Source organism: Oceanimonas sp. AH20CE76 (assembly GCF_039654065.1).
Taxonomy (GTDB): domain Bacteria; phylum Pseudomonadota; class Gammaproteobacteria; order Enterobacterales; family Aeromonadaceae; genus Oceanimonas; species Oceanimonas smirnovii.
Genome location: NZ_CP155481.1, coordinates 3094320 through 3110406, shown reverse-complemented (window position 1 = coordinate 3110406; position 16087 = coordinate 3094320). Strand labels below are relative to the sequence as shown.

12 protein-coding genes are annotated in these 16087 nt (G+C 55.8%); 2 read left to right on the top strand and 10 right to left on the bottom strand.

The genetic code is table 11. The annotated features are described in order from the left end of the window. Positions 1-7: 7 nt before the first annotated feature. The 5 genes from N2M06_RS15155 to gmk form a co-directional block, all read right to left on the bottom strand. Entirely contained in the window at positions 8-802 is a 795-nt protein-coding gene (locus N2M06_RS15155) for a Cof-type HAD-IIB family hydrolase (RefSeq protein ID WP_019934522.1), read from the bottom strand. Between the two features lie 15 nt (positions 803-817). Further along, positions 818-1858, bottom strand: coding sequence for an alpha/beta fold hydrolase (locus tag N2M06_RS15150; protein WP_346351177.1), 1041 nt, complete (start codon positions 1856-1858; stop codon positions 818-820). Positions 1859-1918: 60 nt separating this feature from the next. Then, complete coding sequence (gene spoT, locus N2M06_RS15145) at positions 1919-4027, bottom strand: bifunctional GTP diphosphokinase/guanosine-3',5'-bis pyrophosphate 3'-pyrophosphohydrolase (RefSeq protein ID WP_019934520.1); 2109 nt, start codon at positions 4025-4027, stop codon at positions 1919-1921. A gap of 90 nt (positions 4028-4117) precedes the next feature. After that, entirely contained in the window at positions 4118-4393 is a 276-nt protein-coding gene (gene rpoZ, locus N2M06_RS15140; RefSeq protein WP_019934519.1) for a DNA-directed RNA polymerase subunit omega, read from the bottom strand. 49 nt (positions 4394-4442) lie between these two features. After that, on the bottom strand, positions 4443-5072 hold the full coding sequence (gmk, locus tag N2M06_RS15135) for a guanylate kinase (protein ID WP_346351176.1): 630 nt from the start codon (positions 5070-5072) through the stop codon (positions 4443-4445). Positions 5073-5390: 318 nt separating this feature from the next. Here gmk and N2M06_RS15130 point away from each other — a divergent pair, with 318 nt between their 5' ends. Continuing rightward, on the top strand, positions 5391-5693 hold the full coding sequence (locus N2M06_RS15130; RefSeq protein WP_346351175.1) for a DUF6482 family protein: 303 nt from the start codon (positions 5391-5393) through the stop codon (positions 5691-5693). Positions 5694-5815: 122 nt separating this feature from the next. Next, positions 5816-6949, top strand: coding sequence for a cytochrome P450 (locus N2M06_RS15125; protein ID WP_346351174.1), 1134 nt, complete (start codon positions 5816-5818; stop codon positions 6947-6949). Between the two features lie 359 nt (positions 6950-7308). Here N2M06_RS15125 and N2M06_RS15120 read toward each other — a convergent pair whose 3' ends face one another. From N2M06_RS15120 to N2M06_RS15100, 5 genes are all read right to left on the bottom strand, one after another. Next, positions 7309-10464 carry a DEAD/DEAH box helicase gene (locus N2M06_RS15120; RefSeq protein WP_346351173.1) on the bottom strand — a complete coding sequence of 1052 codons (3156 nt, stop codon included), beginning with the start codon at positions 10462-10464 and terminating at the stop codon, positions 7309-7311. Between the two features lie 86 nt (positions 10465-10550). Further along, the gene (locus N2M06_RS15115) at positions 10551-11357 is read right to left on the bottom strand and encodes a glycosyltransferase (protein ID WP_346351172.1); all 807 of its coding nucleotides are present in this window, start codon (positions 11355-11357) and stop codon (positions 10551-10553) included. A 134-nt stretch (positions 11358-11491) separates the two neighbouring features. Next, on the bottom strand, positions 11492-13351 hold the full coding sequence (locus tag N2M06_RS15110) for an LTA synthase family protein (RefSeq protein WP_346351171.1): 1860 nt from the start codon (positions 13349-13351) through the stop codon (positions 11492-11494). A gap of 99 nt (positions 13352-13450) precedes the next feature. After that, positions 13451-14764 carry an AAA family ATPase gene (locus tag N2M06_RS15105; RefSeq protein WP_346351170.1) on the bottom strand — a complete coding sequence of 438 codons (1314 nt, stop codon included), beginning with the start codon at positions 14762-14764 and terminating at the stop codon, positions 13451-13453. Positions 14765-15076: 312 nt separating this feature from the next. Then, the gene (locus N2M06_RS15100) at positions 15077-15940 is read right to left on the bottom strand and encodes a YicC/YloC family endoribonuclease (RefSeq protein WP_317074924.1); all 864 of its coding nucleotides are present in this window, start codon (positions 15938-15940) and stop codon (positions 15077-15079) included. Positions 15941-16087: the final 147 nt, after the last annotated feature.

The following is a 16087-nucleotide window of genomic DNA, read 5'->3' as shown; positions in this document are numbered from 1 at the left end:
ATCCGGATCAAAGCTGATAGAGGCGCGCCAGATAGCGGGCTACGCCGTCTTCATCGGCGCTGAGGGTGCGATCATGGTGGGGCAGGGCGTCCTGCAGCCGGGTGTGGGCATTAGCCATGACTACGCCCTTGCCGGCACGGCGCAGCATTTCATAATCGTTCATGCCGTCACCAAAGGCGATCACCCGTTCCAGCGGTGTGTTGCGCTGCTTTGCCAGCGAGGCCATGGCCGAACCCTTGTTCACCTCGCCGTGCATCACTTCCAGGCAAATGGGCAGCGAAAACGTGATATTGAGCCGGTCGCCGAAGTGGGCCAGCAGCATGTCTTCCACCTTTACCAGCTGATCGTGATCGCCGGCGAAGAACACCTTGTCAATGCCCTCCATGCTCAGGCGGCGCAGGTCGGTAACCCGATAGCGAAAGGCACTGTCGGGACTGAAGTCGAGCAGTACCGGCAGCGGCTCTTCCACCAGCCAGTGATCGCCCTGATAAAGGTTAAGGTGCACCTCGGGCAGGCGAAAACGAAACAGCAGATCTTCCACCATCTCCGGCGGTATGCTGCGGTTATGCAGCAGCTTATCTTGTGCATCGTGAATGCGGGCCCCGTTGCTGGTGACCAGAGTGACGTTTAATCCGAGCTGATCACGAATGGCGCGCACATCCACATGATGGCGGCCGGTGGCCACAATAAATTCCACGCCCCGGCGGGTCAGCTCGTGCAGCACCTCACGGGTATAGCCGGAAATACGGTGCTGGCTGTTGAGCAGGGTACCGTCCAGATCCGAGACGATAACGTCATACATATCAGGCTCCTGAGGTTATGGATGGCGTTCAAAGAAGTCGAGAATGGCGTTCAGGGCCTGCTGGCGCTGGCGGTCCTGCTCAATAAACAGCTCATGAGATGCTTTGTCTATGATCAGCGGGCCGCCGCCGGCACAGTGCCCCAGCGCCCGGCAGAAGCGGCTCTGGGCGCTGTTGTCTACCACCACGTCCTGGCTGGCCTGCAGCACCAGCACAGGGGCGGCAATGCGTCCGGCATCGGCGATGGCCTGGTCACCGGCGGCCAGCCCCTGTGCCAGCCACTGCAGGCTGACGCCGCCCAGCTGCAGCTCAGGGCGCTGCCGGTACAGCTCCCGGAACAGCCGGTAGCGCACTTCACTGTGAGTCAGCTCGTTGTCGGCAAAGGGCGTTTCTTCATAGCCGCCCTGACCGGGCGCATAACAGGCTTCGTGGCCCAGCCAGCGGCAGCCGGTGCCGAGCACAGTCACCAGCCCATCCGCCAGCAAGCGGGGCAGAGGGCCGAGATAAATGCCCATCATGGGTGAAGACAGCGCCGCCGCCTGCACCCGCACTTGGGTTTGCGCCAGCCACTGCGCCGATATGGTGCCGCCCATGGAATGGGCCAGTAAATACAGCGGCTGCGGGCCGGCGGGCCGCACCACCTGCTGCACAAACTGCTCCAGATCCTGCACATAGTCATTAAAGTCGGTGATGTGCCCCATAATGGGATCGGCGGTAAGACGCTGAGCCAGGCCCTGGCCGCGATGATCGTAAAGGTAAACGTTATAGCCGTTTTCAAACAGATCCCGGGCCAGCTCCTGATATTTGAGATAAGACTCGGTGCGTCCGTTCACGATAACCAGGGTGCGTTCATGTTCGGGGTGAGTGAGCGCGGCCCAGGGCAGGCTGATGTTCTGATGGCCGGAAAACTGGCTTTCGGTGGCGTGGGTCTGCCAGTATTGCTGCAGACCATCAAGACCGAGGCCGGTCAGTTCGGCCTCGGTGGTAAAGGTTCTGGTCTGAGCAATGGCAGTATTCATGGCAAGGCAGACCCCAAGCAGAAACAGGCGGGCAAGCATGGCGGCTCCGGACGGTTCTTGAATGATAAGAATGCTTCCAGTGTAGCCCTCTTACCTGTGTTACTTACGCTGGCGATACACCTTGAGCACGTTGGGCGTAACCCGAATCTTGCGCATGATATTGGCCAGATGAATGCGACTCTTGGTAGTGATCAGCAAATCCACCACATAAACACGGCCGTCTTTTTCTTCGGTGGCGATGCTGTGAATATTGGCACCGGTGGCGGCAATCACATTGGCCAGCTCTGCCAGAGCACCCTGATGGTTGATGATTTCGATGGCGATTTCGGTTTTGAACTCATAGTCGAAATCCTGCTCCATATCCCACTGTACCGGCAGGTATTTATCGGGCTCTTTGTTATAGCCGCGAATATTCTTGCACGACTCCAGGTGCACCACCAGACCCCGGCCCGGGCTGATGTGCGCCACTATGGGATCACCGGGAATGGGGCGACAGCAGTTGGCAAAGTTCAGCAGCATGTCGTCGGCCCCGCGAATGGGCATTTTCTTGACGGCTTTCGGGCTTTCGGCAGGGGCATCGTCCAGCAGCCGGCGCGCCACCACCACACTCATGGCGTTGCCCAGGCCAATATCGGCCAGCAGATTATGAATGGAGCCGTGTTTGGTGTCCTGCAGCACCCGCTCTACCCGCTCTACCGGAATGTCTTCCAGGTTTTTGGCACCCAGTGCGTGGTTAAGCAGGCGCTTGCCCAGCAGTACCGATTCTTCGGTGCGCAGGTTTTTGAGGAACTGACGAATTTTGGTGCGGGCGCGGGAGGTCACCACAAAGTTGAGCCAGGCGGCGTTGGGCCGGGCGCTGGGAGCGGTAATGACTTCTATGGTCTGGCCCGAGTGCAGCGGCTGGCTGAGCGGATAAGGCTGACGATCCACCCGGGCACCCACGCAGGCATGGCCAATGTCGGTGTGCACCGCATAGGCAAAGTCGACCGCGGTGGCACCGCTTGGCAGCTCAAGAATACGGCCTTCCGGGGTGAACACATAAATTTCATCGGGGAACAGATCGGTTTTGACCCCTTCGATAAACTCAAAGGAAGAACCGGCGCTCTGCTGCAGCTCCAGCAGGCTTTGCATCCAGCGCTGGGCCCGCACCTGTGCCGTGGTGCCCGAGGCTTCACTGTCCTGTTTATAGGCCCAGTGTGCCGCCACCCCTTTGTCGGCCATCTGATCCATGTATTCGGTACGGATCTGCACTTCCACCGGCACCCCATGCGGACCCACCAGAGAAGTGTGCAACGACTGATAGCCGTTGGTTTTGGGAATGGCAATATAGTCCTTGAACCGGCCCGGCCGCGGCTTGAACAGAGTGTGCATCTGGCCCAGCACCCGGTAGCAGGTGTCTATGTCTTTTACGATCACGCGAAAGGCATAGATGTCCATTACTTCGTGAAACTGCAGCTCTTTTTTCACCATCTTGTTATAGATGGAGAACAGGTTCTTTTCCCGGCCCTTTACCTGTGCCTCTATATGAGCGTCGTCCAGCCGGCCTTTTATCTCCGCCAGAATGGACTCGATAATTTCACGGCGGTTACCCCGGGCCCGGCGCACCGACTCCCGCAGCACACGGGTGCGCATGGGGTAGAGGGCTTCCAGGCCCAGCTCTTCCAGCTCGTTCTTGATGCTGTGAATGCCCAGCCGGTTGGCAATGGGGGCGTAGATTTCCAGGGTTTCCCGGGCAATGCGGCGGCGTTTGTCGGGACGCAGAGACCCCAGCGTACGCATATTATGGGTGCGGTCGGCCAGCTTGATCAGAATGACCCGAATATCCTGGGTCATGGCCAGCACCATTTTGCGGAAGTTCTCGGTCTGGGCTTCTTTGCGATCCCGGAACTTGAGCTTGTCGAGTTTGGAGACGCCTTCCACCAGTTCGGCCACATCGGCACCAAACTGCTGCTCGAGCATTTCCCAGGTGACCGGCGTGTCTTCTATGGTGTCATGCAGCAGCGCGGCCATCAGGGTTTCCTGATCCAGGTGCATTTCACACAAAATGCGGGCCACGGCAACGGGATGGGTAATATAGGGTTCACCACTGGAGCGGGTTTGCCCCTGGTGAGCATCGCGGGCAACGATGTAGGCAGCTTTGAGCTGCTCCATCTGCTCGGGCGGCAGATAGGTGACGGCGATTTCTTTCAGTGGTTCAAACAGATACAAGAGAATACCCCGACAAACAAGGCCGTTGACACGCGCTGCAGCAACAAGGGGCCCGCATGGCGCGGGCCCGTCAACAAGGCAATGGCGGTGTTAGCCGCGGCCTTCGGTAATGGCAGCCACAGCTGCCAGCTCGGCGGCTTCCATTTCCTGCTGTTCCTGACGGTCCTGAGCGTCCATAACGGCGTGGTTAACCAGACCTTCTTCAATTTCGCGCAGGGCAATAACGGTGGGCTTGTCGTTTTCTTCTTCTACCAGCGCATCTTTGCCCTGAGTAGCCAGCTGACGGGCACGACGGGCTGCAACCAGCACCAGATCAAAACGGTTGCCAACCTGTTCTACGGCATCTTCAACAGTAACGCGGGCCATAACAGACTCCAATGATTAAAAAAGGTGCAAAATTCTAATGGATATTAGCTTATTCCGCCAGTAGCCGGGAAAGCAAGCCCTGGTAACGGGCGGCCTGCTTGCCGGTGTTGGCGCGCTCAGCCTGAACAATGGCGCTGAGCTGATTGAGCGCATGCTCAAAATCGTCGTTCACCAGTAAATAGTCATATTCGTGATAGTGAGACATTTCCGATACTGCCTTGGCCATACGGCCCTTGATTACGTCGGCGCTGTCTTGCTGGCGGGCGTTCAGCCGGCGCTCCAGCTCTTCGCGGCTGGGGGGCAGAATAAAAATGGACTTGGCCCCGGGCGACTGCTCCCGAATCTGACGGGCACCCTGCCAGTCGATGTCGAGCAGAATATCAATGCCTTCTGCCAGCTGCTGATCAATCCATTCACGGGAGGTGCCATAATAGTTGCCGAACACTTCGGCCCATTCATAAAAGGCACCCCGGTCGATCAGGGTTTTAAAATCAGACTTGTCGGTAAAGTGATAGTGCACACCGTTTTCTTCACCCGGGCGAGGGGCGCGGGTGGTGTGCGATACCGATACCTGCAACCTGCCATCGGTGCTGGGGCGGTCGAGCAGAGCCCGGATCAGGCTGGATTTGCCCGCACCGCTGGGGGAAGAAATAATAAAAAGGGTACCGATGTGCGCCATAGTATTTGCCCGTTCGTGATACGTATCCAGCCACCGGCTGGGATCAGGGGCGGCCAATCCTACCAGAAAGACCGGCATAAAAAAATGGCCGCTGCAAAGGCAACGGCCAATTAAAAAGTAACTATAGCTTGCTGCGGAAGTGCCCTCCACGCAGATTTCATTATGATCAGCACGTCGGTTCGGCTCTATCAGTTTTTTCCTGCCGAAAACTTCGTAATTTCCGAGTTATTTTTTTCTGTTAAATGATCGGTAAGTCCTTTCTTGGGTCTCCGGTCTGTTGAAAAAAGTCTGCTTTTATTAACCAAAAAGGAGTTTGTTATGTGGGAACTGAACACGCTGCTGACCCGGGGCATGAACATAGACACCCTGTTTGTGCATTCTCATGATATGAGCCTTTATACCCTTGAGGCCCAGCTGGGTGAGGATCGCCGGCCGCTGGCAGAAAACGGCCGTGTGCTGTCGTTTCGCAGCATAGAGCATGCCCGCCAGCACCTGAGTACACTCAAGGTGGCCCGCTGTATGCTGGTGCAGGCCTCGGCCTATCAGGAAATGTGCGGTCAGGCCCCCGCTGCGCCGCCCATGGAGCTGGAAATGAGCTGGCCCGGCTGGCAGGCTCAGTAATAAGCTGCATTTTAAATGTTACTTTAAGTGTGATCAGGATCAAATAATTTTTGCACATTTTGTGCGGCAATGGCACTTTGCTGAAGCGGCCGGTGTTGCCGGCCCGATAATAAGGAGCTGCCATGAGTGCCGAACTGCATGCCTGGAAACCTGCCGGTGAGCAGGACTTAATAGATGTTTGCGATAAAACGCGGCCCCGCTGCCCGCTGGCTCATAACGAGCAGCTGCACTGGGCCGTGTTGCGCCAGCAGGAAGCGCGGCAAGTGCTCAGTGATCACAGCACTTTCAGTAATAAGGTATCCCGGCACGTGTCGGTGCCCAATGGCATGGACCCACCCCGGCACGGCGATTATCGCCGGATTATTGAGCCTTATTTTAGCCCCGAGCCCATGGCTGAATTCCGGCCCCGCTGCCAGGCCGTGATTAATCAGCTGAGCCAGCGGTTGAGCGGCGAGGTGGAGCTGATCACGCAGTTTGCCGAGCCGCTGTCTTTGCAGCTGCAATGCGCCTTTATGGGCTGGCCCGACTCATTGCACGGCCCCCTGCGTGACTGGACTGCTCGGCAGCATGCAGCCACCCGCAACAGGGACAGTATCGCGCTCAAGGCCCTGGCCGAGACCTTTGACGGCTATATTGGTGAGCAGCTGACCCGGCGCAGGCAGCAAGGCAAAGACGCCCCCAACGATGTAACCACCCGGCTGCTGGCCGAGCGCATAAACGGCCGTGCACTTACCCATGAAGAGCTGGTCAGCCTTATTCGTAACTGGACAGTGGGCGAGCTGGGCACCATTACCGCCTGTGTGGCCATAGTGGCGCATTATCTGGCGGCCCATCCGCATATTCAGCAGCAGTTAAAGCAGGATCCTGGCCTGCGGCCGGCTGCCATTGACGAGATATTACGCATTCATCCGCCCCTGCTCAGTAACCGGCGCATAACAACCAAAGAGGTTAAGCTGGGCGATACTCTGCTGCCCGCCGGCAGCCGTTTAACGCTGCTCTGGGCCTCGATAAACCGGGATGAAGCCATCTTTGGCAACCCAAATACGTTTCGTCCCCTTGAAAACCGGCCCCACAACCTGCTTTATGGTGCCGGTATTCACGTTTGCCCCGGCGCACCCTTGGCCCGCATGGAGCTGGAGCTGACCCTGGATGCTCTGCTGAACGCCGGCATGCTTGGCCTGATATCCGGCAAAACACCGGTAAAAGCACAGTATCCCGCCGGTGGCTTCAGTGAGCTGTGGGTCAGGGTGGAGTAACGAATTGAAAGGCTATACGCCTGAAAAATGCACATTCAAACCTGATTGTGCTCCTGAACTGCCATTGCTAGCATGAAGCCCTGTATATAGAGGCATACAGCTGTTGGTGACTGCAGAAGGCTTTTCAGCACCCGCTGCTTGTGATCTCCACGCGAAACAGCAGTGCGGTTGCGCTCCGCCGACACGCTTCGGGCCCATCCATGGGACGCTCGTCAAATGTCATCCCTGACATTTGACGGTCGGCTGCGGCAATCCCCACTGCTGCTTCGTGTAAGATCGGCGTTGCTTGTGAAAATAGCTCTTCAGCTTCGAGCGTCTCGATGAGGGTACAACGTTTGGCATCGTTTGGATTTAGCAGTTTAACGCAGCAGCGCCAGCAGACTGTCGGCATCGGCGGGCAGTGTCTGGCTGCCGGTTTCGCTGAACAGGGCATCGGCCAGGGCCTGTTTTTGCTGCTGCATTTGCTGAATGCGCTCTTCCACCGTGTCGGCGGCCACCAGCCGGTACACAAACACGGGCTTGTTCTGGCCAATGCGGTGAGCTCGGTCGGTGGCCTGATTTTCCACCGCCGGGTTCCACCAGGGGTCTACATGTATCACCACGTCGGCGGCGGTCAGGTTGAGGCCGCTGCCACCGGCCTTGAGGCTGATTAAAAACACCCGCACGTCGCCCTGCTGAAAACTGTCTATGGCTTGCTGGCGGTGGCGGGTCTGGCCGGTGAGCTTGCTGTAGCCAATGCTCTGGCGGTTCAGATCTGCTTCAATTAACCCCAGCACTCGGGTGAACTGGGAAAACACCAGAATGTTGCGGCCTTCTTCCAGCAGACGCGGAATGGTTTCGCTCAGCCAGTCCAGCTTGGCATGCTCCTTTACCGCGGCGGCCTGCTCCAGCTTGACCAGGCGCGGATCAATACAGGCTTGGCGCAATTTGAGCAGGGCATCGAGAAATTCAATATGACTGCGGGCCAGCCCCTGACGCTGAAACAGCTCACGAATGCGCTGCTCCATGCTCACTCGAATACTTTCATACAGGGCCCGCTGTTTGCCCTGCAGCTCCACATATTGAACTATTTCGGTTTTCTCCGGCAGCTCTGTTACCACTTCCGCCTTGGTGCGGCGCAACATAAAGGGCGTCAGCTTGCGGCTGAGCAACAGATGGGCACCATGATCGCCATGGTTTTCAATGGGCTGGCGAAAGGCCTTGTTAAAGGTGCTGCGTCCGCCCAGTAGCCCGGGCAGGGCAAAGTCCATCAGTGCCCACAGCTCACCCAAATGATTTTCCAGCGGGGTACCGCTCAGGCACAATCGCAGGCCTGCCTTCAGCTCGCGCACTCGCTGGGCCGCCTTGGTCACGGGGTTTTTGATGGCCTGGGCTTCATCCAGCGCCAGCACGCTGAAATGTTGCCTCGCATAATGTTCATGATCCCGCAACAGCAGCGGATAGGTGGTCAGCACCAGATCCGCCTCGTCCAGCTGTGCCAGTGCGCTTGCTCGTTTAGGGCCGTGCACGGTGATTACCTTGAGTGCCGGCGCAAAGCGGGCAGCTTCGTGCTGCCAGTTGCCCATCAGGCTGGTGGGGGCCACTATCATGGCGGGCTGTTGCAGCTTGTTGTTTTCCTTGAGGTGCTGCAGCAGCGCCAGCGTTTGCAGGGTTTTGCCCAGGCCCATGTCGTCGGCGAGAATACCGCCAAAGCCGTAGCGGTGCAGAAAGTCCAGCCAGTTCAGGCCCTGCTGCTGATAGGGGCGCAGCTCGGCCTGCAAACCGGCGGGGGCGGGCACGGTTTGCAGACCAGTAAAGTGTTGCAGTTGTGCCATCATGGCGGCGGTGGCCGGTGCCTGACGCGTATCGAGGTTGGGCAGCTCACCCAGCAGGGCGGCCTCAAAGGGAGGCAGTGAGACGGCATCGTTCAGCTGGTTGCCGTTATACAGCTCCAGCAGCAGGCTGCCGATGGTGGTGAGCGGCTGCGTATTCAGTCGCAGCCAGTTGCCGTTTACGGGCAGCAGCAGCTCGTCCGGCATGCCCGCCTGCAGCCAAGCACCCACCAGCTCTGTGGTATCGAGTTTGGTGTTACCCAGCTGCACCCCCAGAGAGAAGTCGAACCAGCCCTGCTCGCCGTCCTGCAGTGCCATTTCAAAGGTGGCATCCTCAATATCGAGCCGATAGTCCGGATCGTAGCGAATGTGCCAGCCTTCTTGCTCCAGCTCGGGAAAGTCGTATTCAATATGCTGCTGCCACTGGTCGAGCATCATCTTGCTGTTGCAGTCATCCGGGGTCCACAGGTGGTCAAGCTCGGTGTTCAGATAAAGGTTGAGTCCAAACAGCCAGTCACAGGCGTCTTTTTCTGCTTGGTAGTCTCGTTTTACCAGATATTGACGGCCTTGATGTTCGTAAATGGCTGAAGGCTCGGGGTTAACCACATCATAGGCGGGGGGCAGTATGATATCGGCATACTCAAAGTACAGTCGTCCGCCCGGCCTCGAAGCCCCTGAGGGAGTGTGCACCACCGTTAATAACAGATGCGGGATGGGTGTGTCAGCAGTCACAAAATCCGGCTCTCGGGCCAGTGGCAGCTGCTCTGTGGTAAAGGCCCGGCGCAGCTGTACCGCCGCCATGGCCATTTGCTCGTCCGGCACCGGCGGCATGGCACACAGATGAGCCAGCCGCTCTGTATCAAGCGGGGTAATAACGTCACCAATGGTGGCGTTTTTGGCATCAAGGTAGCAGGGCGGCTCAGTGGCAAGCAGTTTCCAGCCCGACAGCCCCTCCAGTTTGGCGTTCAGCTGATGGCCCTTGGCAGACGCTTGCCATTTCCAGCTTAGAGTGCGGGGCTTACCCTGCTGTATGGGCCTGCTGCCTTTTGCTGTGAACAGACGTTGAGTCAAGAACAGCCGGGTAAGGGCTTCATGGCCGTCTTCGCCGCGCAGTATCAGGGTGTCGTTATAAAAGGGAGAGGAGGCAGGCAGCAGCCTGAAAATTTTAATGTCTTCTGGCAGATAAAAACCCGGCGCTCTGTCGGTGAGATCATACATACTGGCCAGGTGGGGTTTTTGCTGGCCCCAGCTGCCGTTCTTTTTCAGATAGGCTTTGTACAGTGCCAGCTCAAACCGGCCTTTGCGCTGTTCCAGCCGGTACAGCAGATAATGCCGGCCGGGTTGCAGTTCACCGATGTTAGCCTCGGGTTCTGTTTCCGGAGGCAGGGTAGCCAGCCATTGCTCCAGCTTACTTATCGCAGGCTCGGCGGCTTGCTTGTTTGGTTTGCCCAGCCACTGCAGCGCCGCGGCCACTCCGTGCTTACAGTTGAACTGCACCGGGCAGCTGCAGTCCGACACCAGCATGTCGTCTTCCCAGAACACATACACCTCGTAAGGCTCGGTGCCCTGTACACCGGCAATTAATTGCTCATGCACCTCATCCAGTCTGACCGAGAATACCCTGTGCTGGCGAAAGTAGCGCTCGCCCCGGTCAAAGGTCGCGGCATCGGTCATGTGTTGAATGTCGTAAAGAGTAAAGTGCATAAGCTACGGCCGTAAAAGTGAATGGGCGTGATGACTGTAATGATGGATCAGGGTGCAGGCAAACGGTGTGACGTTACCGATAAGGCTCAGTCGTTGCCGGGTTTTTCTTTTGCTGGTGGATTCTGCCGCACCACATCGACCTTGTGTTGCTCCTTGGTCCATTTGCCCTGAGGCTTGTCGATGTACTGGAAATATTCGTTGGTAAAGCTGCCCTGGCTGCAGGTGTGGCGATACCAGGTGGTGGGCACTTGTTGGTAGTTGAGCACGCTGTTGAATACGCCCGGGCCGGTCATGTCATATACGCCCTGAATGGTGTTTTCCCGAATATTGGTGAGCATCTGCTCAATCAGTTTCTGCAGATTGGGGTTATTCGGTTTGCTGGCAATAAAGTAATTGGTGAGTTCGTTGTTTTTGCGAATGATGTACAGCTCTTCATGCTCAGGGCGAATGGTGTAACCCAGCGGCCACACGGCATGCGCATCAATATCCAGATACACTCCGCCGTACTTTTGCAGCACCAGAATACGCCAGAAATCGGCCTGAGAAGCCCCAATTTGCAGCCGGGAGTAAGCTTCAAAAATCTCCGGAGAGTAGTTTGCCTGAATGAACTCGGCCCTGGCCTCGGTGATCATGAAGCGGTACTCAAAGGTGGGCGACATAATGCGGTTGAACAGGTAGTTAAGATAAACCGGCAGGGTGGCTTTATCGGTGTAATTGGTCTGCCAGATGATGCGGGGGATGGCCCTGTCCGCGCCTTTAATCAGCGCCCCGGAGCGCGCCGGCAGGGTAAAACGCTTGTCTGGAAAAAAGTAATGAAAAGCATAGCTCAGCACCTTGGTGATGTTGGCAGCAAGCTTGATGAGTCGGTTGGCAATAACAATGTGCGCCTTCACGGGGGCTCCTAGCGTGTAAAAAGTCTAAGATGGCTACTTTAGCACGGCAGGGCCCCGTTTTTAGGTTGCGATAAAGATAAAAAGCAGCAACATTGGTGTGCTTGTGAACTTTATTCAATCTTGCGTCTGTGCTGTTACTTACTGAGCAGCTGTCTGGCAAAGTCTTGGGTTTTGCCGGCAAACAGCAGTGACTGGGTATAGCGGGTATAGGCTCTGGCCCGGCTCAGCATGTCTGAGTAAGGAGTGCTTTCGCAGTTGTCAGCCTGCAAATCCAGCCCGTTTTCTTCAATGGCAAAGCACTCGGCCCGGTCGTCAGCGGTCACGTCAAAGCGCACCAGACGGCCATTTTCAATGCGGCTTACGCTCTGGCCGGAAGAGTAATGAGCAAACCCGTGATAGTTGTTCGCCAGCAGTGACTGGCCGGTAAACCAGGGCACATTACCGCCCAGCCAGTCAATAATGGTGGGGGCGACATCCAGCTGGCCGGCCTGCACCGGCAATTGCCTGGCAGGCAGGGTGCCGTCGGTTGCCAGCATCAGAAAGGGAATGGCGTTACGTTGCAAGCCTTCCGGTGCAATGCTGGCGGTATGATCTGCCAGCAATACTATCAGGGTGGGCGCTCTCAGTACGCCGGGCAGGGCATCCATAAAGCGCTGCAGCGCGCCATCGGCATGATGAATAACATTACGCCGCAGGGCCGTGCGGTCATCTTTACCAAAGACATAATCACTTTCCTTTGGCAAAAAGGTGTCGTGAGTGGTGCCGGTATTAATGGCCATCAGATAAGGCGCAGAAAGACTACCGAGTTTGTTCAGGGCAAATTGATAGATATCGTCATCCATATAGCCCCAGTAATTTTCTGTGCCCTCAAAGGTATAATCCGACTTGCCATAGGAATGGGTAAAACCCAGAGTCTGCGCAAAGGCACCCACAATGCCCTTGCCGCTGCCCTGAACAAAGTGAGTGTCCCAGCCCTGCTCTTTCAGCAGGCGGGGCAGGCAGGCGTAGTCGGCACCCTGCAGCTGAGTGCCGGCCACACCGCCGCCTATGGGGTTGGGAAAAGAGCAAAAGGTGGCAAACATGCCTTCAACGGTACGGTAGCCGTCGGCATACATGGCCTGAGTAGTCAGGCTGTTGGCTCTCAGGTGATCAAAGTGGGGGGCAGCATCCACTTGCTGTGCATAGCTGTACAGATCGGCGGCGGTCCAGCTTTCCAGCAGCACCATCAGCACATTGGCCCGTTTGGCAGGAGCGATAAATTCAGCACTGGCATCATACTGGCGGGCCAGAATGCGAAGATCCCGTTCAGAAGGGGGCGGGGTTAATTGCTGTGCTGCCCGCTTTTCTCCCTTGGAAAGATAATATGTAATGGCATAGGGCGCATTCCAGGCCAGACCAGCCTGTTGTGGGTCGCCAATTTTATAGGCGCTCATGGGAGACTGAGGCGCATCGGACCAGCCGCCACGAATGGCGGTAGCCGCCACCACCAGCCAGGCCATGAGCAGGGCTGTGTTGTATGCCCATGCTGGCTTGCGGCCGGCAGACGGCACTAACGCCAAACGCCAGATAAAGAAGGCAGCAGCCACCGTCAGGCCCGTCGCTGCCAGTACCTGGGGCAGATAGGTAGTGAAAGCCGTTGCCAGCAGGCCCTGCTCCAGCCCTTTGCCGGTAAATACCTCAAAGGTGACATGCCGGCCGGCTTCCAGCATATAAATGGCATCGCCTGTGGTGGTTAAAATAAGCCAGACCGCAGCCAGAAACAGCAGCGGCTTGATAATGCCGGCGCGTGCTCCCGCCAGCAACAGCAAGACAAGGGGCGTGGCCAGGGCGGCAGCGGCGGTCAGGTCGAGGCGCAGCCCCCACCACAAGCTGTAAAGCCCTTCCACACTAAATAGCAGTGGCAATTGGTAAGGATTGAGTGCGGTTAAGGTGATTTTGCTGACAGTGCCGGTAAGCAGCAGCAGCAGCAAGATGCGGAGCAGATTAAAAAACACTGTGTGATCCTGTGGTGTATGAACAGCCCCTGAGCGGGAGCGCTGTTATGGAATAGAATTAGGTTTAAGGTCATTTGCGTGAGTTAAGGCCACACGCTTTTACCATCTCTGTGGTAAATACTGGGTGAAATACAAAGGCATTACTATGTTGGTTTTTTCTAACGCTGATGAGCCTTGTGTGCCAGTTAACTTAAAGGTTTTACTGGGTGCACATTTTTCAACGTAGGATGCCAACGATTTTGCTTTTGTACGCTTACCACTTTTGACTTCAACAGGAATGATATCGCCTTTGTCGGTTGCCAAAATGAATTCAATTTCGGCACGAGCATCATTCCATGAGTAATTTGGATCAATGCCAATAGCGGTGAGTTCTTGTTGCACAAAATTTTCAGCCACATAGCCTTTGTATTCATAGTTTTGTTGCTTAATCTCTTTATAACTGCTGCCCAGTATATGATTGAGCAGGCCCACATCAAACAGAAACAGTTTCACCATATTTTCTTTTTTATAGGCCGCCAACGGAGATTTCGGTAATCCTTCAATAGGGTAGTTTGGCAAGGCTAGGCGGCAGCGGTTAAGCCAATGGATCGCGGTTTCAAAATCACTATAACGAGATTTACGCTCATGCACATGCTTAAATTTAAAGCGTTTAACCGACTCATCGCTCACAAGTGACAGTTGTGCCGGAATGCTATTAAATACCGACTCAATCAATGTGGCATCGACTTTGCCCGCGTACTTACCAAAATCTCGACGATAACCTTCAACTAAATCGGCATGAATTTTTGTGACTTTTTCAACACGCTCTAAAATGCTTGAATCTTTAAAATGATACCAGGCAGAAACGGCTTCCGGCATACCACCGGTAAAAAAATAGTCGGTTAGTTTATCCATCAATTTAGTGTGCGCTGCCGGTGTGCTTGCCTGACTATTAAACGCTTTGATCAGCGCTTGCTCGTTTGATGCATAAATAAACTCCTGAAAAGTCAGTGGTCGTAAATTGTATTGCTCTACCTTGCCTACAGGGAAGGTGTTGAGCAAACCAATGTTTGAGCCGCTGGCTGCGACAAAATAGGACGGTGTTTTTTCAGCAAAATACTTAAGCGAAGTAACGGCACGTTCACATTCGCCAATTTCATCTAATATCAGCAAGTCGGTTTCTGGGTTGAATGCCTGATTGGTCAAAAGTTCAATGTTCATGAGTAGCTCGTCTGGTGACAGAGAGCCATCGAACGCCTCTTTGTAGGCGGGGTTTTCAAGAAAGTCGATACGAAGGATGTTGGCAAAGGTGTTACCAAACAGCTCTTGCAGCAGATAGGTTTTACCCGTTTGCCTTGCACCATCGATCAACAATGGCTTGCGCACAGGTTGTTTTTTCCATGCTATTAGGGCGTTAAGTAAGTTGCGCTGCATTGCTAGTTCCTGCCAGTCAAGATTGTTAACGGCTTAAACTATAACTCATCTTACTTTTTTATGCGCATAAAAGTGATGAGTGTTACATTTTTACGCGCATAAAAGTGTGGTTGAGCATGACTTTCCCTTTTTGAGAGGGCTTCTGGCACTTACCCACACCATGTTTGTGCATACGGCCCACCACTTAAACAGCAACCGGTAACGGACATCTGCAAACCGATTTGGACGGGGGAAATAAAAAAGCCCTGTATTTACAAGGCTCTTTACCAGGCAATACAGGACATTTAAGACATGCTTGGACGGGTAAAAAAACTATTCGATGTTCTGGATCTGCTCGCGCATCTGCTCAATCAGCACTTTCAGCTCCACGGCGCTGGCGGTGATGTCGGCATTGATGGACTTGGATCCAAGCGTGTTCGACTCCCGGTTGAATTCCTGCATCATAAAGTCGAGACGCCGGCCGCAGGGGCCGCCTTTTTTCAGGATCTTGCGGGTTTCGGTGATGTGAGCGGTGAGCCGGTCGAGCTCTTCGGCCACGTCTACCTTCTGGGCCAGCAACACCATTTCCTGCTCCAGCCGCTGAGCGTCCAGCTCAATTTTGGCTTCTTCAAAACGGTCCCGCAGGCGCTGGCGCTGCCATTCCATAATGGCGGGCATATTGGCGCTCACTTTGGCCACTTCCTGCTCAATGCCGGCCAGGCGCTGTTCTATCAGGGCCTTGAGTTTGTCGCCTTCGCTGGCCCGGGCAGCCAGAAAGTCGTTAATAACGGTGTCCAGCCCGTCCAGCAGGGCCTTGCCGATGGCGTCCATGTCCTGCGCCTGGGTTTCCATTACGCCGGGCCAGCGCAGAATATCTACCGGATTCAGAGAGCCCTGGCCGGCCTTGTCCATGACCCAGGTGGCCCCTTCAATCAGCTGCTCGGCCAGCGCCCTGTTAATGTGCAGCTCGCCCTGGCTGGCCTGATTGCTTTCAAAACGCAGGGCGCATTCCACTTTGCCCCGCTGCAGTCTGGCGCGCAGTTTTTCCCGCACCATGGGCTCCAGGCCACGAAACTGCTCAGGCAGCCGAGTGTAGGTTTCCAGATAGCGCTGGTTTACCGAGCGAAGCTCCCATACGGCGGTGCCCCAGTCCTGTTTGAACTCCTGCCGGGCAAAGGCGGTCATGCTGTGGATCATGTGATTCCTGCTGTGTGTTAAAAGGTAATCATGAAGTGTGACACAGCCGGGCGCGGTCGCCAATGTCGGGCCGCATGCATTGGGCCGGTGCTTTCTTTATAATGCCACGGTTTGCCCGCCGGGCAGCACCACTCAGACCAACAGGAG

Coding starts and splice junctions, on each gene's coding strand:
- N2M06_RS15155 (WP_019934522.1), bottom strand. CDS start 802: ATGTATGACGTTATCGTCTCGGATCTGGACGGTACCCTGCTCAACAGC.
- N2M06_RS15150 (WP_346351177.1), bottom strand. CDS start 1,858: ATGCTTGCCCGCCTGTTTCTGCTTGGGGTCTGCCTTGCCATGAATACT.
- rpoZ (WP_019934519.1), bottom strand. CDS start 4,393: ATGGCCCGCGTTACTGTTGAAGATGCCGTAGAACAGGTTGGCAACCGT.
- gmk (WP_346351176.1), bottom strand. CDS start 5,072: ATGGCGCACATCGGTACCCTTTTTATTATTTCTTCCCCCAGCGGTGCG.
- N2M06_RS15130 (WP_346351175.1), top strand. CDS start 5,391: ATGTGGGAACTGAACACGCTGCTGACCCGGGGCATGAACATAGACACC.
- N2M06_RS15125 (WP_346351174.1), top strand. CDS start 5,816: ATGAGTGCCGAACTGCATGCCTGGAAACCTGCCGGTGAGCAGGACTTA.
- N2M06_RS15120 (WP_346351173.1), bottom strand. CDS start 10,464: ATGCACTTTACTCTTTACGACATTCAACACATGACCGATGCCGCGACC.
- N2M06_RS15105 (WP_346351170.1), bottom strand. CDS start 14,764: ATGCAGCGCAACTTACTTAACGCCCTAATAGCATGGAAAAAACAACCT.
- N2M06_RS15100 (WP_317074924.1), bottom strand. CDS start 15,940: ATGATCCACAGCATGACCGCCTTTGCCCGGCAGGAGTTCAAACAGGAC.